Here is a 26,418-nt window from a genome sequence, read left to right as displayed (position 1 = left end):
CTCATTGTGGTGACACCGGAGAGCAAATGACCCCCCGCGAGCGAAAAGACATGCCTTGGCTTATGGCGGCGTTTGCGGTGGTTATCCTGGTAATCGTCGGCGGGGTGTTTTTCCGCTGGCACTAAACAGTCGCGTTTTTTGAATCTGCGGGTTGCCTATTCGGAGTGCCAAAGAACGGCCCCAGCGCAGGGGAGACTGTGGCCGTCGTTCCAGCACGCCCCTAGATATCGGGCGAGCTCGAATGGCCTAGTGTGAAAATTGCCGTTTTGCCTTTCATTAACTTTCCTAGTGGTCAAATTGACCAGTATGTCGGCCACCGGACATGCCAGATTGTCCCGATCACCGCCCGCCCGTGGCTTTCATCGGTGATGAGAACGCCAGTTGCTAGGCGAGGCCTCAGTTCAACCATCGCGGCCGGGCTTCCTTTTCGAACGCTTCCGCCAGTGTCGTCCAGTCGGACGCAAGCTCTAGCCATGCGTCTGTGGCTAGCAAGGTCACAGACGCGGCAGCATTAGAACGGCACTGGTCCGCGGCCTTGCGGCAGTAAGCTGCATCGTCTTCGCGCATGTCCGTCAGCTTCTAAGTTGCGCTAATGGGACGGTCCGGAGATGGTTTGTCTCGAATTAGTTCCGGCGGGATCGCGCCAACAGCTACCAACCGGGCCCGTCTAGCTAATAGCCGGTAACACGCGGCGATGTCAGCGAACCGCTTTTGCGTACACTCGTTCGATGATGTTGCCGCAAACGCCTCGAACTCGACTGCCTTCTCGAGGTACTGTTCAACGGTGCGCATAGCCTCACTCCGGCGCTTGCAGGCCGGGCGATGAAAGCCACTCATCAACGTGTGTCGCAGTCTCCGCTTGGCGTGCCTTGCGGAGAATCTGTTCCCGCTCCGGGCCGTGCGGCAATTTTTCCGCTCTGGCGCGTAGCCGCCGGGCTTCCTGTTCGAGACGTTCGGAGAGGGATAGCAATTGCTTGTATCGACGCCGCTGTACCATAGGGCGCTCCTTTCCATTGAGGAAGGCGGGAGCGCTACCAGGCGTTCTCATCACCGATAAAAGCCACTGACCGGGCGGTGATAAGACGATCTAATAGGAAGTTAACGCGTCTGTCTGAGCAAAACAGACCACCTTGCGAAATAGTTAATGGGCCGGTGGAGCCCTAAATCATCGCAAGCGCGATGCCGAAACAGGCAATGAGCGTCCCGGTGCACAACGTCACCGCGACCAGAGCCTCATTCTTGCGTCTGTCTAACTCTTCCATGAAGGGCCTAACGATACGTCCTATGCCTGGTTCCCGACACTAGAACGAAATTAGGACCCCCCCGGATTCATAGGACACAGGGGCTTAAATACGGACAGTACCGGCGGGCGTAGTATGCGCTCTACTGCCCCACGGCTAACTTGACTGGCGCCGTGTGCGGGCTCGTCGCCCAGACTCCACGGCAATCGGCAAGCGCCGGCGAGAATGGTCGCCCTTGCCGGCTTCTCTGGTTTCGGGCGGCAACTGTCAGTGACTCGAACACAGCCAATGCCGAGCTCGAACAGGAATTCGGTGTCACGCTCCCGTCGATCCTGCGTCCGGAGCATGAAGGTCAAAACCCGTTGCGTCTATGAGTGAATGTTCCTGCAAAGCGTCTTTACCGGCCGATTTCACAGTGTTCCGTTTCGGTGCCAACGCCGTATAATGCTTGAGATACTCTTCAGCCATTCGTCGTGAGGTAAATCGACTTTCAAACTGGGCCCGGATGCGACGCCGGTCGAGTTCGCCGAGACGCCCAATAGCCTCAATTGCTTCTTCTTCGTTGGACACGACAAAGCCCGTTATACCGTGGTCAACGACTTCCGGTACGGATCCTGACCTGAAGGCAATAACGGGCGTGCCACAGGCCATCGCCTCGATCATCACCAAGCCGAACGGTTCAGGCCAGTCTATCGGAAACAGAAGCGCAGCGGCCCCGGCAAGAAACCCTTGCTTGGCCTGGTCGTTGACTTCTCCGATCAGGCGGATCTGCTTTCCGTCAACCTCTGGCTCAATAGACTCTTTGAAGTAGGTCGTTTCGCCCCGCGGTATCTTTGCAGCAATGTGAAGAGGCATGCCTACGGCTCTCGCGATGCGTATCGCAGGCTCTGGCCCCTTTTCGGCTGTCAACCTGCCAAGGAATGCCAGATAGGAGCCAGGTTTAAAGGAGGGTCGAAATAGATCCTTCGGGAGGCCATGATAAACGGTGCCGATCCAATTTGCTTGCGGAAGCGGGATACGTTGATTTTCAGAGATCGACACAAAAGCTGCTTTAGGAAAACGGCGGATTACGTCCGGGAAAAGCGGCAAATCCAAGCGCCCGTGGCAGGTCGTTAGAAAAGGGACGCCAAGTCTGCTTAGCAACGGCAAATGCAGCCAATCGATATGTGCATGGATCAAATCGAAATCATTTGCCCTACAGGCGACCTCCTCGATAAGCGCTGCCATGGGATCGGTTCGGGGGCGACCGAGGCGAAGGGCCCGCGGGCAAACGGCGTTGAGTTTAGCGCTGGTCACGGAATCCCCGCTAGCAAACAGGGTTACTTCATGGCCCGCATTAACGAATTCCTCGACCAACCATGCGACGACCCGCTCAGTGCCTCCGTAAAGCTTGGGAGGTACACTTTCCGCTAGAGGAGCTATCTGCGCAATTCTCATCGGCTCTCCCAGCCGCAGCCGGGTCATAGCCAGCTGGCGATTGTGTTAGTAGTTATTTTGCTTGAGCCTTTGACGAACTGCTTCGCAGATTGGGTTTCCATGAAGAGGTGCGAGGCGACCAGCAAAACAGCCGCAAAGGCCACCGCCAAACCAGCGGTCGCTAATTCTGCACCTTCATTCATGTCGCCACCCTCCTGTCATTTGCGAAACGCTCGATGAAAGGCAGAGTTCCATATGGGCGGGAAAAAGTGGCAACTGGCGCTCAGGTTAGGAAACTTTGCTCGACCAACACGTTGATTACGTAGCAAATGCAGCATCGGTGGAAACGTGCGGGAGCCGTCGATGACACGCCAGAGAATGCTAATAGTGATGGCGTTAGTCACTGCGACAGTCTGTGGACTGTTTGGTATGAGCGAAAAGTTAGGGATTCAAGCCAAGAATGAGCCGGTTTCAACAATCGGCAAATCCGGAGACTTTAAGTCACCGGGTGGGACTTCTGAGGCAAGTGATCGGCGTCGCATCTAGATTGCTTCTCGGGGTAATCGCCTTCAGCGGTCGTACTGTTTCGTGACTACGGCTTTCCTCGACTGGAAGGCCAAGCCGGCGAGCCAACCCGACCGTTCAGCGTCAGCTATCCCACACCGACCCGTTGTGGCATGTCTGATCCTCAAGTTTCGAGCCCAGTAAGCGGCCACCAAGTTGCGCCCCGTGAGAGCCGATCGGCGACGTGCGCGGTTCAATGGCAGCGGGCGCGCCGTCAATCAAAGCGTCAATTCTTTTCCGCAGATGACCAATCAGCCGTTCAGCGCCGATCGTCAGGCAGCCATGATGTCCCCATGGCACCTCGACCACGTCGAGTTGAGAACTACAGATGCCGCCACGCTCGGCCGTCGTGTTCGGCCGCGTAAAAAGTCACAGGGACCTCGAGCGGCGCCGAAAGATATTGCGCCATTGCGGCTGAATAAGCGCGCCACAACGCCGGCGGAATCTCGAGCTCATCGGTCGTAACCGGCGCGCTCGTCGATGCCTTGGCATCTCGCTCTAGCTGCGCCATTCGTTCAAACGTCCAGCTCAGGAGGTAAGCCGGAACCAGAGGCTTCATTGCCTTAGTGGTGGCTGCTCAAAACCCTTCTCACCATAACTTAGGTTAAAATGGTGTTCATGGGGTCGGGTGGTTTTGGTAAGCGGAACAGCCCTTCATTTCTGCGGTATTTCATCCGAATGGGCGGTCATATATGAGGTTGCTATGGTAAGCAGGTGCACAGCCGCGGTCCCTAGCTTCTGCATCTCCTCATCAACCGTATAGGCGGCGGAGGCACGGCCGTATGCAATGGCTACCGTTGCGTAAGCGTCAGTGATCAACTCCGCTAAGTGATCGTTGTCATCGAATGCTTGATGTTCACGCACCCTAACGACGTTGAGGCCTACTTCGGCAGAGGCTTGAGCGAGCCGCACGCCCTCCAACTCCGGGTCAGAAATATCAGGTTGGCAGCCTGCAGCTGCCCCAGCGATCAGCTCGTATACTGCTGCTTTCGACGGGCCATCCGCAGACAGGTAATTTTTCAACAGGCGACGAGCCCTGGCTTCAAGGTGCTTGCGATCCTTCCGGATGTTCTCTCGCTGCCTATTTGGCTGGAACCAACTAAACACCGTTGTCTCTATTGCACGGTTCGAGGGCGCTCGAGAATGACGACGCTGCTAGTTATGCAAAGTTCCGTTACATCGTGCCCGGTAATTAAGCGCCCGCTTTTGCTCTGCATAACCCTTTTCGGCACGACGTTCCTCCTGCGATATGGATGCGGCCGCCATGGATCGCCTCGATGGTGTTACGATCCCGCAGCTCGCGGGCAGCGGCTTCGGATAGGCATAGGGGCGGGCGGTGGCATTTCAGCGGGCGAGCCGTGGAGCACTTTGAGCGATCGCGGCACTTGCGCCTGCAACGCTTCAAAAGGACGCCGCGTCGCTGATACCGTCGGCCGACAGATCCCGAAAGAAATGCCTTTGCGATATGATCGTTTTGGCGCGGCAAAGACAGTATGAAGCGCACTTAGTTTTGCCCGCAGAAGTCGGGAAAAAGTGGAACGTTATCTTTGCGCTAGCGTTAGGCAGGTCCGCACTCAAGCGGACTGGAGATTCACCGATGAAAAAAGTTTTAGCGATTGCGGCTACCATGTCGCTTTTGGCCACCGCTGCCATTGCTCAGACGACTGTTACAACCACCACCGGCACCGGCCACGCTGCCATTCAGATCGAGCCGCAATATCGCACCAAGATTAAGACTTACGTTACCGAGAAGAAGGTTCGGCCCATCACGACGCAAGAACGACTCGTCGTCGGCGCCAAAATTCCGACCAGCGTCGAGCTGGAAGCAGTGCCCGCGGACTGGGGGCCGTCCGTCAGCAAATACCGGTACGTTTACTCCAACGACCGCGTGATGCTCGTCGACCCCGGCACGCGTACTGTCGTCCACGAGATCGACTAACGTGCTCAATGATGCGGTTATCCAAGCATCATTTTTAATACAGCGAAAAGCCCGCGGCCTGTTCGGCCGCGGGCTTTTTTTTAGCTAGCGCTGGTGGACAGCGTAACCAACTCCGCGACAATCACCGATTGCCACTTATTCCCGCCTGGTTCCCAGTTCACCAATGATGGCGGTAGCCGCGATGCCAACGATGGTACCGAGGCGCGCTGTAATAGGCGTAGGCGGGGCGAACGACGCGCCGATACCTCGGACCGTAATAAACGGGTGCGTAGCTCGTCGCGTAACCTCCGTAATATCCGGGGGCATACCCGTAGGATACACGCGCGTAGCCATATCCGTAGCCGGGATAGCCGCCATAGTAACCATAGCCGGGTCCGTAGGCGTAGGCGCTAGAGGCTATGCCCCCGATCACTGCTGCCCCAATCAACCCGGCTGCTATACCGGGACCCCATCCTCCTCCTCGCCACCGCGCTTCGGCTGGTGAGGAGGCAGCCAAGGAACCAATGCCGATGGTGGCAGCAGTCGCTAATGCCAAAATCTTTTTCATTTCCGCGTCCTTTCCGATTTTTCCCGAAAGATAACCTGCAAGTCGTTCCGGAGTTGCTCTGGCCGGCAAAATGCCGCCCGCGAAGGGGGCCGTTTGATCATAGCAATTGAGGGACCGGACAATTGCCAGTTTGTCCCGAAGGAGCCAGGCGTTCAGAAACCGCCAGCCCTCGAAAGCGCACTCAGCCGCTGATTATACAGCGCTGTCTCCCGAAGCTGGGCCGTTTCTTTGGAACTCCGGCGCGTCGATGCAAGGCTCCCGGTCTCCAAGCCCCCGTATGCCCCTACCGGGAGAAAACCCCAACTGGGTTGGCGGCCTTGGTGCGGCGTAGCTTTTCCGCCCCGGGGCCGTTTCATGGCTCGCTGACGTGGGCCCGGCTTAATGGCCGAGCAACCAGCTTGCTGAGTATCTCCTAGATTAATAATGCTCGAAGACTAATTGCCGTCCCGCCACGCGTAAATATTACAATGATCGACTATCCGGGAATAAGTGCAATGATCGATCCATTGAGGGATAACCCGGCACGACGCGAAATGCGCTCAAAGCATCTGTAACTCGACGAGGAGAGTCTGATAGCGCTGGTCTCTTTCCGGCGGCCTTGTGCCAGGCCCGCGGACACCTCATTCTCATACAACAGCGTTGGTCTAACGGGTCAGGGAACTTGCTTATCTTTGTGCTGTTATACTCGGTGTCTTGGAAAGATTTGCCATGGTTCGTCTCCTGTCGATTGTCGCCTTTAGTGCGCTCTGCATCCTTTCGGATCAAGCATCTGCTGCTGCGCTAAAGCCGCATGAAAGTTCTGCGTCCGACTTCACCTCGCGTCAGCGGTGCGTGTGCAGCACCTCGCGCCTCTCCACCCGGGTCTTTCGCCATCGACACTATCGCATTAAAACTGCGTACTTGATCGGTTATGATCCGCTGCCATATCGCTTCGGCTCGACATTCGTATGGGAGCGGCCGTATCGGTATTATCGGCAGTAGCACAGAAAGCGATGACCTGACCGATGCGCAGCGAAACTCCTTGGTTGGATCAAGGTTGCGTAGCTGATGTCCGACGATGAGTTATTCCACGTTTTTACATGAACATCATTGCCAATCATGACCGCCAGCCTTTCCGTCGCTATTTGAGGAAGCTTCGCAACCTCGCCGCGGGATACATCGGGGCCTTTTGATCGTTTTATTCAGTTACCGAAGCTCCGGGGGCCTTAGTGCAACGCGCCCGTTTATCGGTGTTTAAAGCGTCCCTAAGGGTCTCGGCGGCGGAGAACGCCAGCCTCACCAATTCTTCATCCTTTAAAAGGGCAGGTCGCTTCAACACACGGTCCCAGACCATCCACTTTGTTCCGCTACCATCCTGTCTGACCAGGAATCGGGGCGGCCGAAGCTCGACCATGGGTCACACCAGACGTATCGGCAGCGGCAGCTGCACGTCGCGGTAGCGTTCGAGGCGGTCGGTGAAGTCTTGGAGGAAAAACGGGATGTCGCGCCCTTGCAGATCGCAGCGCCGACGCAGCTCGTAGGCGACGTCATCGGAAACGTCTTCCGACCAGCGCTCGGCGGTGTTGAAGGCGATAACGCGGATCGGGTTGCTGTATTGCCCAGTGAGCAGGTCCTGGATCACGGTCTCGAGGTCGGTGGTCTCATAGTCGGTCTCGCGCCAGGCGCGGCCGATTTTGCCGAAATCATCGGCGACCAGATAGACCGTTTCGTCGTTGCCATTGGGCACGATCGACGGCGTCCAAATGGAATTACGCATCAAAGCAACTCCGCGCAACAGAACCCGAATCAAAGGCATCCCAAGAGCATTTGTTCCTGGCAAATACGGTCGCGAGTATGTGATTAAAGAAAAGCCGCCCGAAGGCGGCGAGTTTTGGTTTTTCCTTCGGTCTATTTTTTTATGGCGTCAACAGCGTCTCGCGCTGCATCCTTCAAGTCGCCTGCAACATTGTGGGCGGAACCCTTGGCCTTATCGATCTTGCCTTCAGTTTCCATTTCCTTGTCACCGGTGAGCTTGCCGGCACCTTCTTTGATGGCACCTTTCGCTTTGTCGGCAGCGCCCTTAACGTGTTCGCGATCCATGATCGTGCTCCTTGCTGTTGGGATAAGGGACAACGGCAAAGCTGCACAGCCGTTCCACGGAAGGGCCGGATGCCTGCGCTAGTGCGGGGTCTTGGCGCTTACGTTGATGACGAAGAGGGGTGGCAAACTCGTCCGTGACCTGCGTCCGCCAGTCACGACCCGGCTGCAACTTGCCGGCGGTAAGGGGCTGGCTGCCTGGACTAAGCTGTACTCAATGCCTTTGTGTTCCATAGTGAACAAACCGATGGCTGGACGTATGTAGTGCCTAATGAGCCAAACAGGCAAGCGCTCAGGCGAATAGCTCCGCGCCGGCGGGGTGAACTTTACATAAACCCAAGCTCCCGAAGTCCTCCGGGACGGCTACTTCTTATTTGGACCGGCCGATCCGCACGCGGTTTGAACCGCTCCGGAGAAGTGACATGCAGAATTATCAGAAGTACGCCAACGCAATTGCAGCGGTTTCCGTTCTCGCATGGATAGGAATTTGTCTCCACATGGGCTGGTACTAGCTCATCCACCGCCGCGCGCCCTCCCAGCGTAGCTGCGGCCGGGCCGTACACGGCCGGGCTGCCGCCGAACGTGAACAGGAACGGCCCGTTGATTTTCTCGATGTGTATAACTCCAGACGCAGGGGTGCCGTTCCAAACGGGGCAAGCGCTTGAAGTCCCGGGTCTGCGCAATTCCCGGCCCCATATCGTAGAAACGGCCCCAGCCTCAGGAGGAGAGCCGCTAGGCCATTTCTTCATCCGTCCGGCGGGGCTATTTTGGGGAGTGTGTGCTGCACTGGGCCGACGCGGGCAATGATAAGTTCTACACTTTTGACCATCACAGCCCGGTACGTGGTTTTTATCTGTGATGAGAACGCCTGGCAGCCTTTCTCTGACGGAAAGGAGCGCGCCATGATCCCTCGACGTCGTTTCAAACAACTTTTATCCCTGAACGAGCGCCTTGAGCAGGAAGCCGCGCGGCTGCGTGCCCAAGCCGAAAAATTGGTCCGAACTGCTCCGGAAGGCCCGCCAAGCGGAAACTGGAACACATGTCGATGAGTGGCTGTCTTCACCGGGACTGCGGGCTCCGCGGTGATTATTGATACAAGCGACCCCCGATTACCTCTGCCGACGGTTCCTCGCCTTGAGAGGCTAACCAGGCCGACGCGCCGACCCTCGGCCAACGGACCTGGCCTCGCTCTTACATAATGTTCTACTTCTTGGTCGAGGTGCTGGAGCCCGTGGTGGTCTGATGTCCCCGCGCGCCCTTGGACTTATTGGCATCATCCTGCAGCTGGTGCCCCGGCGCGTCCGATGCGCCCAGAGTTCTCGATTTAGTGGTATCCTGCATCTGGTTGCCTAGCGTGCCATCCGAGCCGCCGGGTGATTTGCTTCCTTGCGCAAATGCGGACGAAGCTAACGCGAGGGACGCCGCAACGATAAAGGTCTTCTTGAACATCGTGATCTCCTTTTGGCTGTCCGGACTAACTACGTGTCGCGGGTGCACGTTCCACTTTCCGTCGGATGGCAGGGTGGCCGGACAAGCAATAAGGCATCGGTTGGCGGGCTTCTGCACTACGAAAAAGCCCCGCCGGTGAGGCGGGGCTAAGTTACGGGTAAGGTAACATTGCTCTGGCCCGCGTGAGGGCCCATGCCAGCGTATCAGGCCCGTAGGGCGGTAAACCCCGCTGCGCCGACGTCAGATCAGCGGCGCAGTTGATCAGGAAAGCAGCGAGACACCGTCGACGCCGAGCAGTAGGGCCTCGCCGTCGATCACGACCTTGCGGCCTCCACGATGCGCGGATAACGATCGCTCCAGTCATGGCCGTTGCGGGCGAACAGCCGCACTTTGTTGCCGTCGCGCTGGACGATCATCCGATAGCCGTCATGCTTGATCTCGTGGATCCAGCTTTTGGAGGTCGGGACCTTGGTGGCGCGGGTCGGGATGCAGGGTTCGAAGGCACAGGTACGCATGACGGCTAGATAGGGCAGGTGCCAAGGAATGCGAGTCCAGAAGAGCCCGCCGGTTTACCGGTTACGAGGGTATTCGCCGGACGGTTTGTTCCCCAACGCGCTCGGCGGCCTTCTGCAACATGCCGCCGAGATCGCTTGCCTGCGCTGGCGTCAGGATCAGTTGTAGCGCGCCGGAAGGCGAATCCTCGCTGTCGCCATCATGTTCGAGCCGGAGGCCGATCGCGGTTTCCGCGGCGATAAGGATCGAGAACCCCAACAGGGGCAGCATCCTGATGTCTCCAGCCTCATCCTTCTCCCAGCGGTCGATTTCCATGTCGAACTCCTGGTCTTCATGCGGCTGAGATAGGAGAGGGCCGTGAAAATGCGAGTCCGAAACCTTCCAAGGTGACAGCGGTCTTTTGCTGATATGGACAGACGCTTTTCTTGGGACCAATGCTGGGGCCAAATCCCAGCTAACTGCGGCTCACTGGTCGGACTACGATGGTATCGAGGTGCGAAAACTCCTCGGAAAACCCGACGAAATACTACCAGTAAGTACGGGGCAATATACGCCCTTTAGTATTTCAAGACCGGTGCCTTAAACCACTCGGCCACCCTTCCGTCTTTGGATGTCAGCGACTTAGCAGGGGCGTGCCGCCGGGGAAAGCGTCATTTCGCGCGGTGAGGATGCCATCCCGCCCAGTAATGCGGAAGGCCGTCGTCCTAGCCGAGCGCGAACGCCAGCAAGCTCGAGCACAGCAGCACCAGGCTGGCCGTGGTCAGTGCGAGGAATCCGTTGGAGACCAAATCGTGGTTGCGCATGATACACCTGCCACTCTGGATGCTCGTCCGAATTTATTAAAGCTTTCCGAATCTCCCGCCTCGAAAGAGGTGATGCGTCTTTCTGCCCGGGGGCCAAAGCCACCGGCAGGACCTGAAAGTCAGGCCCGGGAACGATAGCCTTCGAATGCATGAGCCAGGAAAATCGCCGCGCTCACCAAGCCCATAATCGCTGTAACCGTCTCAATCATCGCACAAATCCTTTGCGCCCCTGCACGCACAGAACGACTGCGGCGTTGCACAGTCAAAAAGATTCAGTGGCCGAAACGACAGATCCGGGCCGAGTGATGATTTGCTGCAACAGATTGTCCGAATGCGGGACAGGGCAAGGGACGATCGTCACAATGCAGCCCGTAAATCGCCGGGGGACCAACGCAAACCGGGGCGGCCATGGATATTAGCAACCATTGATTCACCACGGCGGCGCGCACCGCATTTCCGCCGTGTTCGGGTTGCGATATCTTTACGACTTGGTGCGGAGGTGGGCCGTATCAAGGAATCAGGCCCTGCAGCCTCAACGTAGGCATGCGGCCGTGAGAATGGTAATTGGGGCAAATGGGGATTCGACGGCCGAAATCGATGGTCCGGGTGGCGCGTGGCGCTGCTGCTGTGGCCGCCTGCGTCCTCCTCGCCAATTGCGCCTCGTCGGGCAAGTTCGCGAGCCGCGTCGATCCGAAATACGGCGTTTCCTCGAGCCCCCGGGTGGTGGCGATGGGCGAGCCCGTGCCGAAGGGTGGCGGCACCTACCGAATCGGCAAGCCCTACACCGTTGCGGGGCGGGTCTATGTGCCCGAGGAAGACCCTGACTATCGCGCGGAAGGCATGGCCTCCTGGTATGGCGACGATTTCCATGGCCGGCTGACCGCCAATGGCGAAGTATTCGACATGCTCTCGCTGACGGCAGCCCATCCAACGCTGCCGATCCCCAGCTACGCCCGCGTCACCAACTTGCGTAACGGCAAATCGCTGGTGGTTCGCGTCAATGATCGCGGCCCATACCATGGCAATCGCCTCATAGACGTGTCGAACAAGGCGGCTGAACTGCTTGATTTCAAAAGCAATGGCGTCGCCAAGGTCCGCGTCGAATATGTTGGGCGGGCCCCCCTGGAGGGTTCCGACGACCGCCAGCTGATGGCGACCTTGCGGACCGGCGTTCCGGCGCCGTCACCATCCACAGTGCGTGTGGCTTCCGCCCGGCCGTTCGTTCCCGAGATGCCGTCCTCCGCGGGCCGGATCCGGGGCGAGGTTCCGATGCCGGAGGGGCGGCCCTATAGCCTCGGCAACACGTCGGCCGACTACGCCTCGATCAATGCGACCTCTGAAATGTCGACGTCGAACCGCACCCGGGGCCGGGCGCTGGAAAACCCACGGGCGGTCTCTTACGAAAACGAGGCGGGCTATACGGCCGCGCCTCGCGCAGCCTATCTGCCGATCGATCCGCGGGGCCCGAGCGAGGTTCTGAGCGGGCGCGGGCTCTACTGATTCTTCAGGAAGGCGATCAACGCGGCGTTGACCTCATCGGGCCGTTCCTGCTGAACCCAGTGACCGGCGCCGTCGATGATCAGCTTTTGCCGCAGGTTAGGCAGCACCCGCTCCAGTTCGGTAACGCGCTTGGCGCCGATCAGGCCGGTGATGACGGAATCTTTCGATCCCGCAACGAACAATGACGGCTGATGTATCTGCGCCCCCTGCCAGGGGGCGGTCAGTTCCCAGTTGCGGTCGAGATTGCGGTACCAGTTCAGTCCGCCGCGGAAGCCCGACTCCCGATAGACCTTGGCAAAATAGGCGATGTCGGCCTCATCAAGCCAATCCGGCAGCTTCACGACGGGGCTGATGTTGCCGAGAAAGCCCTTGCCCTCGGTGATGTAGAGCGCGGCCGGGTCGGACACCCCGCGCCCGAGCACCAGGCGCATGGTCCAGGCGACGTCCCGCTCGAATTCGGCCTCGGCAACGCCGGGGGTCTGAAAGTATTGCCAATAGAAATTGGTGATTCCACCCTCGCGCAGGCTCTCCAGCGGCCGGCCCCGGCCGCGGAACGGGGGCGGGACGCTGAGGCCCGCGACTTTCGTAAAGACGTCGGGGCGGAACATCGCCGCGTGCCAGGCAACCGGCGCGCCCCAGTCATGGCCGACAATGACGGCCTGCTTTTCGCCCAGCGCCGACACCAGCGCGACCATGTCGCCGACAGTGTCGAAGATGCTGTATGCCCCGACATCGGCGGGCGCGCTGCTGCGGCCAAAGCCGCGCATGTCCGGGGCCACGACATGGAAACCGGCTGCCGCGATCGCAGGGATCTGGTGCCGCCACGAATAGGACAATTCGGGCCAGCCGTGACAGAGCAGCACCAGCGGACCCTGACCTTGCTCGAGCACAAACAACTCGATCCCGCCTGCGGAAATGGTGCGTGAGGATGGCATCGCGTTTCCGCCCTGTTTTTTGTATCCTGTCGGGAAATTGCAGCGCACGGGAGGATACGGTCGTTCGGTCGGCGCCGCAATTGGATCGCCTGATCCACAAGTCCGAAAACCTGTGTTGTTTGCGATACTTCCAACTGTTAGAACGCCGGGATTCAGGACATCGCCAATGGCTGCCGACAGACCCGTTTCCCGCAAAGCTGACGCCGCGGCCGCACGTCCGTGGCGGGGCCTGATCGCGGCCACGCTGGCACTGGCCGTCGGCTGGGGCGGGATCGTCTACGCCGCCAACAACAGCGTGCAGGGTGGCAAGAAGGAAGCGGAGGGCGGTTTTGACGGCGATGCGCCGACCGCGATCCTGATCGAGGCCACCAGCGGAAGCGTGTTGTTCGAAAAGAACGCCGACGAGTTGCGGGCGCCGTCGAGCATGCTGAAGCTGATGACGACCGAGGTGGTGTTCAACGCCGTCAAGACCGGCAAGGTCAAACTGACCGACGAATACCGCATCAGCGAAAACGCCTGGCGCAAAGGCGGCGCGCCGGCGGGCGGCTCGACCATGTTCGCCATCCTCAACAGCAAGGTTTCGGTCGACGATCTCCTGAAGGGCGCGATCATTCAGAGCGGCAATGATTCCTGCATCGCGCTCGCCGAGGGGATGGCTGGAAACGAGAAGATCTTTGCCGCCGAATTCCTGACCAAGCGGGCGCGCGAGCTCGGCATGACCAGGTCGACCTTCGGTAATTCCAACGGGCTGCCTGATCCCGCCAATAAGATGACGGTGCGCGAACTGGCTGTCCTCGCGCGCCATATCATTCAAACCTATCCGGACATGTACAAGCTGTTCGCGGAGAGGGAGTTCACCTGGAACAAGATCCGGCAACAGAACCGCAATCCGCTGTTGAACTCGCTTAGCGGTGCCGACGGGCTGAAGACCGGTTTCACCAAGGAGGGTGGCTACGGGATGGTCGGCTCCGCCGTCCAGAACGACATCCGGCTGATTGTAGTGATCAACGGGCTCGAAGACCCCGACGATCGCGCCTCGGAAGCCAAGAAAATGCTGGAATGGGGGTTCCGCAATTTCGAGGCGCGGACGCTGTTCGCCGCCAATCAACAGGTCGGATACGCCAAGGTGTTCGGCGGTGAAAGCCGATCGGTCAAGCTTGCGAGCCGCGAGCCGATCAAGGTGATGGTGCCGAAGAACGGCAACGAAAAACTGATCGCGCGCCTGGTCTATAGCGGCCCGGTGCGGGCGCCGGTCGCCGAGGGCCAGCCGGTCGGAGTGGTGCGGGTCTGGCGCGGCGGCAATGTCGCGATGGAGGCGCCGGTCTATGCTGTGGAGGCGGTCGCGACCGGTTCGACGATGCGCCGGGCGATCGACGGCGCCAGCGAGCTTGTCATCGGCGTGTTCCGCGCGAGCACAGAGAAGCTCTGATTATGGCCGAAGCAACGGTTAGCCGGCCTTCGGGACGCGGAAAGTTCATTTCGTTCGAAGGCGGCGAGGGCTCCGGAAAGTCCACGCAGATCAAGAAACTGGCCGACCGCCTTGCAACGGTAAAACTGCGCGCGATCGTCACCCGCGAGCCCGGCGGCTCACCGGGCGCCGAAATCATCCGTCATGTCGTGCTGTCGGGCATGGGCAAGTTGCTGGGGCCGGAGGCGGAAACGCTGCTGTTTGCCGCCGCCCGCGACGACCATGTGCGCACGGTGATTCAGCCGGCGCTCAGTCAAGGGATCTGGGTGCTGTGCGACCGGTTTTCGGATTCGACGCGTGCCTATCAGGGCCGGCTGGGGCAGGTCTCGCCCGCCGTGCTCAACGCCATGCAGCGGGTCACCATCGGCGATCTCAAGCCGGACCTGACCATCATCCTCGATATCCCCGTTGAAGTCGGACTGAAGCGCGCCGCCGCCCGCCGCGGCACCGGCGCGCCCGACCGTTTCGAGGCAGAGGACGTCAAGTTCCATCAGGATTTGCGCGATGCCTACCAGCAGATCGCCGCGGAAGATCCGAAGCGTTGCGCGTTGATCGACGCCAATGCCGATACCGACACGGTCGCCGCCCGCGTTTGGAAGGCGTTGCGCGATCACCTGTTCGCTATTTCCTCGACGGCGAGTTCCGCATGAGCGCCCGCAAGGTCGAGCAGGACACCGCAGTCCGGCATCCCCGCGAAACGCCTGACCTGTTCGGGCATCGCGATGCCGAGATCGCACTGATCAACGCCTACCGCAGCGGCCGCATTCCGCATGCCTGGCTGATCGGTGGCGCGCAGGGCATCGGCAAGGCGACGCTGGCCTATCGCATGGCGCGGTTCGTGCTGACGCATCCCAACCCGTTGTCGCCAGCGGTGCAACGCGCGGAGACGCTTGCCGTAGATCCCGCCGATCCCGTTGCGCGGCAGGTTACCAATGGCGCCCATGGCGGGCTGTTGGTGCTGGAGCGCAGTCTGAACGACCGCGGCGTGATGCGCACCGTCATCACCGTCGACGAGACGCGCGAGACGACCTCGTTCTTCGGCTCGACTGCGGCCGTCGACGGCTGGCGGGTCTGCATCGTTGATACCGTCGACGAGCTCAATCCCAATGCGGCGAATGCGCTGCTCAAGATTCTCGAAGAGCCGCCGCAGCGATCACTGTTCCTGCTCGTCAGTCATTCGCCGGCGCGGGCGCTGCCGACCATCCTGTCCCGTTGCCGCAAATTGCCGCTGCGGCCGCTGGCGACTGGCGACGTTATCCGCGCCGCCGCACAGGCTGCGAACATGATGGCGGATGATCCCGCGCTTGCGGAAGCGGCAGAGGCGGCGGAGGGAAGTGTCTCACGCGCGGTCACGCTGCTCGGCGGCGATGCGCTGAAATTGCAGCAACGGACCGCGGCGCTGCTGGCGACCCTGCCGCATGTCGACCCCCGCGAATTGCACGCGCTGGGTGACGCTCTGGGCGGGAGCGACCGCGTGGCCCTTGCCGCCTTCGTCGATGGCGTCGATCGCTGGATCGGCGAAAAGCTGCGCGCTGATGACGCCAACGCCAACCTGCCGCGCCTTGCACGGCTGGCGGAGGTATGGGAAAAGATCATCCGCGCCGCGCGCGATACGGAATCGTACAATCTGGAACGAAAACCGCTGGTTTTCTCGGTGTTCGGGATGCTCGCGGAAGCCACGCGGTGACGCTCCGTTTGATATCAATCCGGACAATCTGATTTGAACGCTTAAAGGAAATTCGTGGTGGCGAAGGCTAAAAAGAAAACCTCCAAAAAGAAAAAGGCCAAGGCCCGCAAGTCTTCGCCAGCGCGCACCACCAAAAAGGCCAGCGCTAAAAAGCGTGTCGTGAAGAAATCGCGCAAGGCGTCGAAGAAGGCTGCCAAGAAAACCGTCAAGAAATCCGTGAAGAAGACAGCAAAGAAGGCCGTAAAGAAGTCTTCTAAGACACCTTCGAAGAAACCGGCGAAGAAATCAGCGGCCAAGAAATCCGTTGCAGCCCCCAAAACGCCGAGTGCCGTCGACAGGACCTCGTCAGCCGAAAGGAATCCTGCCGCAGCGCCGCGTGCGAAGGCGCCTGCTGCCGCAGCGCCGGCCCCGGCCGCGCCGCGGGACAAGGTCTTCTATGTCACGACGCCGATCTTCTATCCGAATGGCATACCGCACATCGGGCATGCCTATACCGCGATGGTCACCGACGCGATCGCCCGCTTTCAGCGGCTCGACGGCTTCGATGTCCGGTTTCTGACGGGAACCGACGAGCACGGCCTCAAGATGCAGCAAACCGCGGTTGCGGAGGGTCTCACGCCGCTGGCTCTTGCGGATCGCAACTCCGAGCGCTTTCGCGACATGATGACTGCGCTCAACATCTCCTATGACGATTACATCCGCACCACCGAGCCGCGCCACAAACGGGCATGCCAGGCACTCTGGAGCGCGATCGAGAAGAACGGAGATATCTATCTCGACAAGTACGCCGGCTGGTATTCGGTCCGTCAGGAAGCCTATTTCGACGAAGCGGAAACCACCGTCGGGGACGATGGCATTCGCCGCGAGCCGCTGGGCTCGCCGGTCGAGTGGACCGAGGAAGAGACCTATTTCTTCCGCCTGTCGGCCTATCAGGACAAGTTGCTCGCCCTCTATGCTGACGTGCCCGACTTCGTGCTGCCGCGCGAGCGGCTCAATGAAGTTGCGAGCTTTGTCAAAGGCGGCCTGAAGGATCTATCGGTCTCGCGAACGACGTTCGACTGGGGCATCGAGGTGCCGGGCGCTCCGTCCCATGTGATGTATGTCTGGATGGACGCGCTCACGAATTACATTACGGCTGCCGGCTATCCCGACGTCGAGAGCGCCGAATTCCAGCGTTACTGGCCGGCCAATCTGCACGTCACCGGCAAGGATATCGTGCGTTTCCACGCCGTCTACTGGCCCGCCTTCCTGATGTCGGCCGGCGTCGAGGTCCCCCATCGTGTCTTCAGCCACGGCTTCCTGCTCAACCGCGGTGAGAAGATGTCGAAATCTGTCGGCAACGTCGTTGATCCCTTCGCCATGGCGGCGCAGTACGGCGTCGATCAGATACGCTATTTCTTCATGCGCGAAGTGTCGTTCGGCCAGGACGGCAGCTACAACCACGAGGCCATCGTCGCGCGCGTCAATGCCGATCTCGCCAATGATCTCGGCAATCTGGCGCAGCGTTCGCTTTCCATGATCGCCAAACAACTCGACGGCATCCTGCCGGAGCCCGGTGAATTCAGCGACAACGACAAGGCGATCCTGGCACAGGCCGATGGAATGCTCGAAGCGTCGCGCACAGCGATGGCGACGCAGCAGATCCATCAATGGCTGAGCGCGGTGTGGGCCGTGGTGGCGGAAGCCAACCGCTATTTCGCGGGCGAGGCGCCTTGGGCGCTGGCGAAGACCGATCCGGCGCGGCAGAAGACCGTGTTGTACGTGACCGCGGAAGTCGTGCGCCAGGTCGCCATCCTGGCACAGCCAGTGATGCCGGAATCCTCAGCCAGGCTGCTGGACAGTCTCGGTATCCCCCAAGATATCAAGTCGCGTAATTTTGCCGCACTACCCACGCGCATCGCCGCAGGTACAGCCTTGCCAGCGCCGGTCGGGGTGTTTCCGCGCTACGTCGAACCAAAGGCAGATTGATCGGTTCGAACGCCATGCTCGTCGACAGCCACTGCCATCTCGACTTTCCCGATTTCGCCGACGATCTCGACGGCATCGTCGCGCGCGCCGAGACGTCAGGCGTCGGTCGCATCGTCACCATCTCGACGCGGGTGAGGCGGCTCGGCGGCCTGCTGCAAATCGCCGAGCGGTTTCCGAACGTCTATTGCTCGGTCGGCACCCATCCGCACCACGCCGACGAGGAAGACGGCATTTCCGCGGCCGAATTGATCGAACTGACGAAGCATCCGAAGGTCGTGGCGCTGGGCGAGGCGGGGCTGGATAATTTCTACGACGACGGCTCACCGGAGGCGCAGGAGCGCGGCTTTCGCGCCCACATCGCCGCGGCGCGCGCCACCGGCCTGCCGCTGGTCATACACACCCGCGACGCCGATGAAGGTTGCGGTCGCATCCTCGAAGAGGAAATGGCCAAGGGGCCGTTTCGAGCGGTGCTGCATTGCTACACTGGCGGGCGTGAGCTGGCGATGCAGGCGATCTCGCTGGGACTTTCGATCTCGTTCACGGGCATCCTGACGTTCAAGAAATCAGAGGCCTTGCGCGAACTCGCCGCAGAACTGCCGGCCGACCGCATCATGGTCGAAACCGATGCGCCATATCTCGCGCCCGGCAAATTCCGTGGCAAGCGCAACGAGCCATCCTACGTGGTCGAGGTGGCCAAGGTGCTGGGGGAGGCGCGCGGGGTTTCGCTTGAGGAAATATCGCGGCAGACCACCGAGAACTTCTTCCGCCTGTTTTCCAAGGTGCCTGCGCCGAAAGCGGTCGCATGACGCTGACGCTGACGATCCTCGGCTGTGGTTCCTCCGCCGGCGTGCCGCGTCCGGCGCTCGGTTGGGGCGCCTGCGATCCCAACAATCCCAGGAATCGGCGCCGTCGTTGTTCGTTGCTGGTTGAGCGCACGGGCGCCCACGGAACCACGCGGATCGTGATCGACACTTCGCCCGACCTGCGCGAGCAATTGATCGACGCTAATGTCGACCATATCGACGCGGTGTTTTTGACGCATGAGCACGCCGACCAGACCCATGGCATCGATGATTTGCGTTCGGTCGTGCTGCACCAGCGCCGCCGCATTCCCACCTACTTCAATCAGTCGACCGCGAAAGACATCATGGCGCGGTTCTCTTATTGCTTCATCGCGCCCGAGGGTAGCGATTATCCGCCGATCCTGACGCGTCATTCCATCGAAGCCGGCGAGAGCCACACGACACAGGGGAAGGGCGGCCCGGTGGAGCTTTCCGCCTTCCTGGTTCACCACGGCAAGATTCCCGCGCTGGGATTTCGCATTGGGGATGCCGCCTACACACCCGACCTCCACGACATTCCCGAGGAGAGCTGGCATGCCCTCGAAAACCTCGAACTCTGGATCATCGACGGGCTGCGCTATGCCGGGCATCCCAGCCATTTCAGCATCAACGACGCGCTGTCCTGGATCGGACGCTTCAAGCCGCGCCGCGCCGTCATCACCAACATGCATTCCGACCTCGATTACGAGGTGCTGCGCCAGAGCCTGCCGGCCGGCGTGATCCCGGCTTTTGACGGGATGCGCCTGACGCTGGAGCGGGCGGGCTAAGGCCCAGCCGGCGCGGCGGAACTTCGTCGGCACGAACTGATTATCACCGGAGTTTCCGCTTCCAGGAGTGAGCCGAGATGATCCGCCGCCTGTTGGCCGCACCGGTCCTGTGGGTCTGGCTGATATTGCCGGCGGCCGGCCTGGACGCCGCATCGATCAACAATGCAGAACTTGAATCTGCAAGACCTCCGGCAGAAAGAAAAGTCGATCCGCTCGTCGTCAAGGTGCAGGTCCTGCTCGATCGCGCGCGGTTTTCTCCGGGAGAAATCGACGGCAAGCTCGGCGAAAACGCGCAGAAGGCGTTAAGGGCTTTCGCCGAGGCGAAGGGTTTGAAGCCGGCTCAGGCACTGACGCCGGAGGTATGGAATGCGCTTACCGGGACAAGCTCGGATGCCGTCGTTATCGAGTACAAGATTTCCAGTGACGATATCAAAGGGCCCTTCCTGGAAAAGCTTCCCGCCAGGATGGAGGCCATGCGAGACCTCAAGGCTGTTGGCTATACGAGCCCGCGTGAGGGCCTCGCCGAGAAATTTCACATGAGTGAGGGACTGCTGGAAGCTCTGAACCCCGGAAAGAAGTTCGATAAGGCAGGTGAAGCGGTTTGGGTCACGGCCGTGGCCGGCAACGACGCCAAATTGAAGGCTGAACGGATTGAGGTGGATAAATCGCGCCAGACCGTAAAGGTCTTTGCCTCCTCCGGCGAGCTTGTCGCGTTCTTTCCAGCGACGGTCGGGAGTAAGGAAAAGCCAACCCCCAGCGGTACGCTCAAAGTCGTGTCCGCCGATGCCAACCCGAACTACCGCTATAATCCCGACTACAAATTCAAGGGTGTCAGATCAAAAGAGGCCTTCACCATCAAACCCGGCCCGAACAACCCCGTGGGAATCTATTGGATAGGGCTTTCAGCGGAGGGGTATGGCATCCACGGCACGTCCAACCCTTCGACGGTCAGCAAGTCTGAATCCAACGGTTGCGTTCGGCTGACCAATTGGGATGCCGGCTTGCTGGGCAAGAGCGTCAAGAAGGGAACAGCGGTCGTTTTCGTCGAGCAGCCGCCGGCGAGCGGAAAGAGCTAGATCGTCCGAGCGCGGTTCAAGCCGAACCACTTCCTGTCATCAGCAACAGGATTATGAAGTGCTGCGTCAGACTCTGCAGGCTGGCGTGATCGGGCCCATGACGGTTGATGCTGGAGCGGGTGGAGCAAACGGACTACGTTGGGGAAAAAGCAGGGGTAGTGTAATGATCGGCCTGTTCTTCGAAGTTCAGACAAGGCCCGGGCGCCGGGACCAGTATCTCAATCTCGCCGCTTCACTGAAGCCCGAGCTTGAGGCCATGGGTGGCTGTCTTTTCATTGACCGCTTCAGGAGTTTGACACAGGAAAACCTGCTGCTGTCCTACCAGATATGGCAGGACGAGGGCGCCCTGACGGCCTGGCGGGCCCATGGCCACCATCACGAGGTCCAGACGGCCGGCCGCGAGAAAGTTTTTTCGGACTACCGCATTCGCGTCGCTCAGCTCGTTCACGAAGAGCGGCCGGGACAACCTGTCTGGCAGCCGAAGAAGCGGACGCCCTACAACGACCCTTCCCGCCGTCCGCCGACCTATGTGCTGGCGGCGGAATCGCGAAGCGCCGAACTTTCAGTCTCAACCGATTGGCGCCGCAACGCGTTCACGAGCGTCTATCGCGAAGGACAGTATGCCCACCTGATCGACGTGCCGGACGAAGCGGGCGGTGCCGCATTCGGTGCGCGGCTATTTGCCGATCCCACGACGGAATATTTCCGCGTCTTCGAGGTCATGCGCGACTACGGCATGTACGAGCGGGCCGAGGCGCCGCAGTATTATCCGCCGGTCAGGAGAGAGCAGGTGTAGTTCGTAGGGTGGGCAAAGCGAAGCGTGCCCACCACTCTCGAGGAATTCGACGAACGATGGTGGACACGGCGCCTACGCGCCTTCGCCCACCCTACGGTCTACGAATTCACGCCGAAATCGCCTTTGCCGAATCCACCTGATTGCGCAGCAGGAACTTTTGAATTTTCCCCGTCGACGTCTTCGGAATGACGCCGAACACCACGGCCTTCGGTGTCTTGAAGCCGGACATGTGGCCGCGGCAGAACGCGATGATGTCGGCCTCGGTCGCTTTCGCGCCTTCCTTCAGCTCGACAAAGGCGCAGGGCACTTCGCCCCATTTCGGATCAGGCTTTGCCACGACAGCTGCGAACAGCACGGCGGGGTGCTTGTAGAGGACGTCCTCGACCTCGACGGAGGAGATGTTCTCACCGCCGGAGATGATGATGTCCTTGGAGCGATCCTTGATGATGACGTAGCCGCTCTCATCGAGCACGCCGAGATCGCCGGTGTGAAACCAGCCGCCGGCAAACGCCTCGCTCGTCGCCTTCTCGTTCTTCAGATACCCCTTCATCACGATATTGCCGCGGAACATCACCTCGCCGATGGTCTCGCCGTCGCGCGGCACTTCGCGCATGGTTTCCGGATCGAGCACAGTGACGCCTTCCTGCAGCGGGTAGGGCACGCCCTGCCGGCGCTTGAGCTGGGCGCGTTGATCGGCCGGCAGTTCGTCCCAGCCCGGCTGTTCGGCGCAGACGGAAGCGGGGCCATAGACCTCGGTCAGGCCATAGACATGCGTCAGTTTGATACCGATGCTCTCGGCGCCTTCGAGCACAGCAACGGGAGGCGCTGCGCCTGCAATCAATCCGACCACGGGCCGTGCCTTGGCGCCCTTGGGGGCGCCGGGCGCATTGATCAGCGTGTTGTAGACGATTGGCGCGCCGCACATGTGGGTGACGCCGTGTTTGGGGATCAGTTCAAAGATCTTCGACGGGTCCACCTTGCGCAGGCAGACATTGACGCCGGCGGAGGCCGCGACCGTCCACGGAAAGCACCAGCCGTTGCAGTGAAACATCGGCAGCGTCCAGAGATAGACCGGATGCTGGCCGAGATTGCCCGCCAGGATGTTGCTGACGGCATTGAGGTAAGCGCCGCGATGATGGGTCACGACGCCCTTCGGGTTACCCGTGGTGCCCGACGTATAGCTCAGCGCGATCGCGTCCCATTCATCGCCGGGCAGGCGGGCAACGAAACCGGGATCGCCCTGCGCTACTGCGGCCTCATATTCCAGTTCGCCGATCCGCTTGCCGCCGGCAAAGGCCGCATCGTCGACGTCGATGACATAAGGTTTGGGCCCCTTCATCAGCGTCAGCGCTTCGGCAATCACGCCGGAAAATTCCGGGTCGACCAGGATGATTTTGGCGCCGCCATGATCGAGCTGAAACGCGATCGAGGGCGCGTCGAGCCGGATGTTGAGCGCGTTCAGCACCGCGCCCGCCATCGGGACCGCGAAGTGCAATTCGTTCATCGCGGGAATATTCGGCAGCATCGCCGCCACCGTATCGCCGTGTCCGATGCCGCGGCCGGCGAGGTATGAGGCAAAGCGCCGGCAGCGCTCATAGGTCTGCGACCAGGTGAAGACGCGGCCTTCGTAGACGGTGCTGACGGCATCGGGATAAACGGCCGCGCTACGTGCGAGGAAGCTCAGCGGTGTCAGGGGCACGTAATTCGCCGGCGTCTTGTCCAATCCGACGCCGTATTGACCTTGGTCTGGGGTTTGGGCTGCGCTCATCGGCTTTGTCCCGCCAGTAAAATTGAACCTACAAGAACCCGATCGAAATCCACGGGAAGATCGCCACAATAATAAGTCCGACCATCAGCGCCAGCAGATAGCCCCAGATCGGCTTGATCCCTTCAGCCGGATCGACGCGTCCGATGGCGCAGGCGGCATAATAGCCTACTCCGAACGGCGGCGCGAATAGCCCGATACCCATCGCCAGAATGACGATCATGGCGTAGTGAACCTCGTGCACGCCGACGGCGCGGGCGATCGGAAACAACAGCGGCCCGAACAGCACGATGGCCGGAATGCCCTCGAGCACGCTGCCGAGGATCACGAAGGCCACGATCGACACCGCGATGAAGGTTGCCGAACCGCCGGGCAGGCCGGTCATGGCCGCCGCCAGCGTCCGCGAGAAGCCGGATTGGGTCAGGCCCCAGGCCATTCCGGTGGCGCAGCCGATGATCAGAAGGATCGCGCCCGACAGGGACGCGGTCTCGACCAGCATGGGCATGATCCGGCGCCAGTCGAAATTGCGGTAGATCAAAAGTCCGTAGATCAGGTAGCCCACGATGAAGGCATAGACGATGCCGATCGTGGACACTTCGGTCGCGGTCGCAATGCCCTCGACCACGGCGTAGCGGATCACGAAGGGCAGCGCCACGGCGGGCAGGGCGATGATGAACGCACGGACGATCTCGCCGCCGCCGGCTCTGGCGACGTGTGTCAGGTCCTCGCCACGGTAGCGCCACCACACCAGCGCCGACAGCGTGATCGCCAGCACCAGGCCCGGCAGCAAGCCGCCGGTGAACAACGCCGCAATCGATACGCCGGTGACCGAGCCGATCGTGATCAGCACGAGGCTTGGCGGAATGGTTTCGGTCTGGGCGCCGGTGGCCGAGAGCAGGGCGACCAGATCGCCCGGCTTGGCGCCGCGCGCCTTCATCTCCGGAAACAGCACAGGCGCCACGGCGGCCATGTCGGCGGCCTTGGAGCCGGAGATACCTGAGACCAGGTACATCGCGCCGACCAGCACGTAATGCAGCCCGCCCCGGACATGGCCCAGCAGGCTGGCCAGGAACGCCACCATGGCGCGCGCCATGCCGGTCATCTCGATCAGCAACCCCAGAAACACGAACAGCGGCACCGACAGCAGGATGAGGTGGCTCATGCCCTCGTCCATGCGGCCGACCAGCACCATCAGGGGCGTATTGGTGGTCAGCGCCAGATAGCCGTACGTCGCCAGCCCGAATCCGAACGCAATGGGAACGCCCGCGAACACACAGAAGCCGGCCACGCCAACGAAGAAGATGATCAGGTTGAGGTTGCCGAGCGGCTTCAGCGAGCCCTTCAGCAGCCAGAAGGCCGCAATGACAAGCGCAACCGACAGGATGGCCGCGAAAACGGTACGGGCGTTGCCCGCACGTATCAGGCGCAGGAACGCAAACAGCGCCATCAGCGCGATGCCGACCGGTAGCGCCGCCGCCCGCCAGATATTGGTGACCTGCAGCGCCGGCGTGGTGATGTAGCTTTCCTCATAGGCGTACTCAAAGGCCGGCCAGGCGATCATTAGAAGGAACGCCAGCGCGGCCGAGGTCGCGACCAGATCGAGATAGGCGCGCAGCGCTGGCTTGGCGCTCGCGACCACCGCCGTCATCCGCATGTGCTCGGCACGCCGGAACGCCACGGCAGCTCCCAGCATCGCCAGCCACAGGAACAGCATCGAGGCCAGTTCGTCCGACCAGATCAACGGCCGGTGCATGCCGTAACGCGCCACCACGCCCGCGAACAGGATCACGATCTCGGCGACGACCAGGAGCGCTGCCGGGATCTCAACCAGCATCCCAAGGAAGTTTTCTATGGACGCGAGCAGGGACCGGCGGCGAGGGGGCTCAGCCACCTCGCCGGTCACGGTCTCGGTCAGTTCGGCATGAGCCATCGCAGCGCCCTGCACCACAGCATGAACCAAAGACAGGATAGGGGTCTGAGACCCCTATCCGGCTACGACAGCTTGCCGACGGACTTTTCCAGCAGCTCCCAGGCCTGTTCACCGTATTTGCCCTTCCATTCCGCATAGAAGCCGGCCGAGCGAAGTTTGTCGCGGAACGGCGTGACATTGGGCTGGTTGAACGCAAGGCCTTTGCCGGCCAATTCCTGCTGCAGTCCGGCATTGAGCTTGGCGACGTCTTCGCGTTCCTTGACGCCCGCGGCGTTGATGTTTTTGGCGACGATGGTCCGGACATCCTCCGGGAGTTTTTCCCACGCGCGGCGGTTGGCCAAGAACCAGAAGCCGTCCCACATGTGGTTGGTCAGCGAACAGAACTTTTGCACCTCGTAGAGCTTGGCGGTCGAGATGATCGCCAGCGGGTTTTCCTGGCCCTCGACGATCTTGGTCTGCAGCGCGGAATAGACCTCGCTGAAATTGATCGAGGCGGGCGCCGCATCGAACGCCCTAAACATCGAGGTCCAGAGCGGCGAAACCGGCACCCGGATCTTGAAGCCCTTGAGGTCCTCAGGCCCGTTGATCGGCTTGCTCGACGACGTGGTCTGGCGGAACCCGTTGTCCCAGATCTTGTCCATGACCACGAGGTTGGCCTTGGTGATCTCGCCGCGGACATAGGCGCCCAGCCCGCCATCCATGGCCTTCCAGACCGTGTCGTAATCCGGGAATGCGAAGCCGATGCCGCTGATGGACGCCGCCGGCACCAGCGTCGCCAGGATCAGGCCTGACAGCGTGAAAAACTCGACGCCGCCGGACCTGATCTGGCTCAGCATGTCGGTGTCGGAACCGAGCTGGTTGTTGGGGAAAATCTGCAGGTCGAACCGGCCATTGGTTTCGGCCTTGATCGCCGCCGCCATCTCCTTGGCGCGGGCGTTCAACGGATGGCCGTCCGGGAGATTGTTGGCGTATTTGTAGGTGAATTCGGCGGTCTGGGCGCGCGCCACGAACGGGGCGCCGATGCCACCCAAAACCGCTGACGCAGCGGATGCCTTGAGAAGCGTGCGTCGTGAAAAGCTCATCTGGTTTCTCCCTTGAGGGTTGTTGTTCTTGAGACCCAATCCTGTGCGGACCGG

At 60.7% G+C, this 26,418-nt stretch carries 22 protein-coding genes; 10 read left to right on the top strand and 12 right to left on the bottom strand.

Translation table 11 applies throughout. The features are described 5' to 3' along the window. Positions 1-1,556: 1,556 nt before the first annotated feature. From JQ609_RS24530 to JQ609_RS24520, 3 genes are all read right to left on the bottom strand, one after another. Complete coding sequence (locus JQ609_RS24530; RefSeq protein WP_212275294.1) at positions 1,557-2,678, bottom strand: glycosyltransferase family 4 protein; 1,122 nt, start codon at positions 2,676-2,678, stop codon at positions 1,557-1,559. 23 nt (positions 2,679-2,701) lie between these two features. Then, a complete protein-coding gene (locus JQ609_RS24525) occupies positions 2,702-2,860 on the bottom strand; it encodes a hypothetical protein (protein ID WP_212275292.1) in 159 nt (52 codons plus the stop codon). A 1,015-nt stretch (positions 2,861-3,875) separates the two neighbouring features. After that, complete coding sequence (locus tag JQ609_RS24520) at positions 3,876-4,328, bottom strand: hypothetical protein (RefSeq protein ID WP_212275290.1); 453 nt, start codon at positions 4,326-4,328, stop codon at positions 3,876-3,878. 490 nt (positions 4,329-4,818) lie between these two features. Here JQ609_RS24520 and JQ609_RS24515 point away from each other — a divergent pair, with 490 nt between their 5' ends. Next, complete coding sequence (locus tag JQ609_RS24515) at positions 4,819-5,160, top strand: DUF1236 domain-containing protein (protein WP_212275288.1); 342 nt, start codon at positions 4,819-4,821, stop codon at positions 5,158-5,160. Positions 5,161-7,103: 1,943 nt separating this feature from the next. On the opposite strand, the gene JQ609_RS24510 is transcribed toward JQ609_RS24515, so the two are convergent. The 5 genes from JQ609_RS24510 to JQ609_RS24490 form a co-directional block, all read right to left on the bottom strand. Further along, positions 7,104-7,463: a hypothetical protein gene (locus JQ609_RS24510; protein ID WP_212275287.1), complete on the bottom strand. Its 360-nt coding sequence runs from the start codon at positions 7,461-7,463 to the stop codon at positions 7,104-7,106. 131 nt (positions 7,464-7,594) lie between these two features. Beyond that, positions 7,595-7,786, bottom strand: coding sequence for a CsbD family protein (locus tag JQ609_RS24505; protein WP_212275285.1), 192 nt, complete (start codon positions 7,784-7,786; stop codon positions 7,595-7,597). A 1,200-nt stretch (positions 7,787-8,986) separates the two neighbouring features. After that, positions 8,987-9,232 (bottom strand): hypothetical protein, encoded by a 246-nt coding sequence (locus JQ609_RS24500; protein ID WP_212275283.1) that lies wholly within the window; start codon positions 9,230-9,232, stop codon positions 8,987-8,989. Positions 9,233-9,546: 314 nt separating this feature from the next. Further along, positions 9,547-9,747, bottom strand: a complete 201-nt coding sequence (locus JQ609_RS24495) for a hypothetical protein (protein WP_249128358.1) — start codon at positions 9,745-9,747, stop codon at positions 9,547-9,549. Between the two features lie 61 nt (positions 9,748-9,808). After that, complete coding sequence (locus JQ609_RS24490) at positions 9,809-10,060, bottom strand: chemotaxis protein (protein WP_212275281.1); 252 nt, start codon at positions 10,058-10,060, stop codon at positions 9,809-9,811. Between the two features lie 1,061 nt (positions 10,061-11,121). Between JQ609_RS24490 and JQ609_RS24485 the strand changes: the two genes are divergently transcribed. Then, positions 11,122-12,048: a septal ring lytic transglycosylase RlpA family protein gene (locus JQ609_RS24485; protein ID WP_212208799.1), complete on the top strand. Its 927-nt coding sequence runs from the start codon at positions 11,122-11,124 to the stop codon at positions 12,046-12,048. Here the strand turns inward: JQ609_RS24485 and JQ609_RS24480 are convergent. Beyond that, positions 12,042-12,983, bottom strand: a complete 942-nt coding sequence (locus JQ609_RS24480; RefSeq protein WP_212275279.1) for an alpha/beta fold hydrolase — start codon at positions 12,981-12,983, stop codon at positions 12,042-12,044. The two genes, JQ609_RS24485 and JQ609_RS24480, sit on opposite strands and share 7 nt — an antisense overlap. Before the next feature lie 166 nt (positions 12,984-13,149). Here JQ609_RS24480 and JQ609_RS24475 point away from each other — a divergent pair, with 166 nt between their 5' ends. The 8 genes from JQ609_RS24475 (at position 13,150) to JQ609_RS24440 (ending at position 21,587) form a co-directional block, all read left to right on the top strand. Then, positions 13,150-14,412, top strand: coding sequence for a D-alanyl-D-alanine carboxypeptidase family protein (locus tag JQ609_RS24475; RefSeq protein ID WP_212275277.1), 1,263 nt, complete (start codon positions 13,150-13,152; stop codon positions 14,410-14,412). Between the two features lie 2 nt (positions 14,413-14,414). After that, the gene (tmk, locus tag JQ609_RS24470; protein ID WP_212208700.1) at positions 14,415-15,101 is read left to right on the top strand and encodes a dTMP kinase; all 687 of its coding nucleotides are present in this window, start codon (positions 14,415-14,417) and stop codon (positions 15,099-15,101) included. After that, a complete protein-coding gene (locus JQ609_RS24465) occupies positions 15,098-16,138 on the top strand; it encodes a DNA polymerase III subunit delta' (protein ID WP_212275275.1) in 1,041 nt (346 codons plus the stop codon). Before tmk ends, JQ609_RS24465 begins: the two co-directional genes overlap by 4 nt. 57 nt (positions 16,139-16,195) lie before the next feature. Next, a complete protein-coding gene (gene metG / locus JQ609_RS24460; RefSeq protein WP_212275273.1) occupies positions 16,196-18,106 on the top strand; it encodes a methionine--tRNA ligase in 1,911 nt (636 codons plus the stop codon). Positions 18,107-18,120: 14 nt separating this feature from the next. Continuing rightward, a complete protein-coding gene (locus JQ609_RS24455; RefSeq protein ID WP_212275271.1) occupies positions 18,121-18,912 on the top strand; it encodes a TatD family hydrolase in 792 nt (263 codons plus the stop codon). Then, positions 18,909-19,715, top strand: coding sequence for an MBL fold metallo-hydrolase (locus tag JQ609_RS24450; protein ID WP_212275269.1), 807 nt, complete (start codon positions 18,909-18,911; stop codon positions 19,713-19,715). Before JQ609_RS24455 ends, JQ609_RS24450 begins: the two co-directional genes overlap by 4 nt. A gap of 77 nt (positions 19,716-19,792) precedes the next feature. Continuing rightward, positions 19,793-20,791, top strand: a complete 999-nt coding sequence (locus tag JQ609_RS24445) for a L,D-transpeptidase (RefSeq protein ID WP_212275267.1) — start codon at positions 19,793-19,795, stop codon at positions 20,789-20,791. Between the two features lie 163 nt (positions 20,792-20,954). Next, a complete protein-coding gene (locus JQ609_RS24440; protein WP_212275265.1) occupies positions 20,955-21,587 on the top strand; it encodes an antibiotic biosynthesis monooxygenase in 633 nt (210 codons plus the stop codon). A gap of 106 nt (positions 21,588-21,693) precedes the next feature. On the opposite strand, the gene JQ609_RS24435 is transcribed toward JQ609_RS24440, so the two are convergent. The 3 genes from JQ609_RS24435 to JQ609_RS24425 all read right to left on the bottom strand — a co-directional run bounded on the left by JQ609_RS24435 (position 21,694) and on the right by JQ609_RS24425 (position 26,364). Continuing rightward, on the bottom strand, positions 21,694-23,355 hold the full coding sequence (locus JQ609_RS24435) for an acyl-CoA synthetase (protein WP_212275263.1): 1,662 nt from the start codon (positions 23,353-23,355) through the stop codon (positions 21,694-21,696). A gap of 28 nt (positions 23,356-23,383) precedes the next feature. Beyond that, positions 23,384-25,282: a TRAP transporter large permease subunit gene (locus tag JQ609_RS24430; RefSeq protein ID WP_212275261.1), complete on the bottom strand. Its 1,899-nt coding sequence runs from the start codon at positions 25,280-25,282 to the stop codon at positions 23,384-23,386. Between the two features lie 62 nt (positions 25,283-25,344). Beyond that, complete coding sequence (locus tag JQ609_RS24425; protein ID WP_212208715.1) at positions 25,345-26,364, bottom strand: TRAP transporter substrate-binding protein; 1,020 nt, start codon at positions 26,362-26,364, stop codon at positions 25,345-25,347. Positions 26,365-26,418 lie beyond the last annotated feature (54 nt).

Origin of the sequence: Bradyrhizobium sp. AUGA SZCCT0169 (assembly GCF_018130085.1) — a bacterium.
GTDB lineage: Bacteria > Pseudomonadota > Alphaproteobacteria > Rhizobiales > Xanthobacteraceae > Bradyrhizobium.
Note: the sequence above shows the minus strand (reverse complement) of the source record. Positions and strands in the feature narration are given on the sequence as shown.

Bases quoted from the DNA above. Each gene is read 5' to 3' on its own strand.
- JQ609_RS24530 (WP_212275294.1), bottom strand. From the start codon at position 2,678: ATGAGAATTGCGCAGATAGCTCCTCTAGCGGAAAGTGTACCTCCCAAG.
- JQ609_RS24525 (WP_212275292.1), bottom strand. From the start codon at position 2,860: ATGAATGAAGGTGCAGAATTAGCGACCGCTGGTTTGGCGGTGGCCTTT.
- JQ609_RS24515 (WP_212275288.1), top strand. From the start codon at position 4,819: ATGAAAAAAGTTTTAGCGATTGCGGCTACCATGTCGCTTTTGGCCACC.
- JQ609_RS24510 (WP_212275287.1), bottom strand. From the start codon at position 7,463: ATGCGTAATTCCATTTGGACGCCGTCGATCGTGCCCAATGGCAACGAC.
- JQ609_RS24505 (WP_212275285.1), bottom strand. From the start codon at position 7,786: ATGGATCGCGAACACGTTAAGGGCGCTGCCGACAAAGCGAAAGGTGCC.
- JQ609_RS24500 (WP_212275283.1), bottom strand. From the start codon at position 9,232: ATGTTCAAGAAGACCTTTATCGTTGCGGCGTCCCTCGCGTTAGCTTCG.
- JQ609_RS24495 (WP_249128358.1), bottom strand. From the start codon at position 9,747: ATGCGTACCTGTGCCTTCGAACCCTGCATCCCGACCCGCGCCACCAAG.
- JQ609_RS24490 (WP_212275281.1), bottom strand. From the start codon at position 10,060: ATGGAAATCGACCGCTGGGAGAAGGATGAGGCTGGAGACATCAGGATG.
- JQ609_RS24485 (WP_212208799.1), top strand. From the start codon at position 11,122: ATGGGGATTCGACGGCCGAAATCGATGGTCCGGGTGGCGCGTGGCGCT.
- JQ609_RS24480 (WP_212275279.1), bottom strand. From the start codon at position 12,983: ATGCCATCCTCACGCACCATTTCCGCAGGCGGGATCGAGTTGTTTGTG.
- JQ609_RS24475 (WP_212275277.1), top strand. From the start codon at position 13,150: ATGGCTGCCGACAGACCCGTTTCCCGCAAAGCTGACGCCGCGGCCGCA.
- tmk (WP_212208700.1), top strand. From the start codon at position 14,415: ATGGCCGAAGCAACGGTTAGCCGGCCTTCGGGACGCGGAAAGTTCATT.
- JQ609_RS24465 (WP_212275275.1), top strand. From the start codon at position 15,098: ATGAGCGCCCGCAAGGTCGAGCAGGACACCGCAGTCCGGCATCCCCGC.
- JQ609_RS24455 (WP_212275271.1), top strand. From the start codon at position 18,121: ATGCTCGTCGACAGCCACTGCCATCTCGACTTTCCCGATTTCGCCGAC.
- JQ609_RS24450 (WP_212275269.1), top strand. From the start codon at position 18,909: ATGACGCTGACGCTGACGATCCTCGGCTGTGGTTCCTCCGCCGGCGTG.
- JQ609_RS24445 (WP_212275267.1), top strand. From the start codon at position 19,793: ATGATCCGCCGCCTGTTGGCCGCACCGGTCCTGTGGGTCTGGCTGATA.
- JQ609_RS24440 (WP_212275265.1), top strand. From the start codon at position 20,955: ATGATCGGCCTGTTCTTCGAAGTTCAGACAAGGCCCGGGCGCCGGGAC.
- JQ609_RS24435 (WP_212275263.1), bottom strand. From the start codon at position 23,355: ATGAGCGCAGCCCAAACCCCAGACCAAGGTCAATACGGCGTCGGATTG.
- JQ609_RS24430 (WP_212275261.1), bottom strand. From the start codon at position 25,282: ATGGCTCATGCCGAACTGACCGAGACCGTGACCGGCGAGGTGGCTGAG.
- JQ609_RS24425 (WP_212208715.1), bottom strand. From the start codon at position 26,364: ATGAGCTTTTCACGACGCACGCTTCTCAAGGCATCCGCTGCGTCAGCG.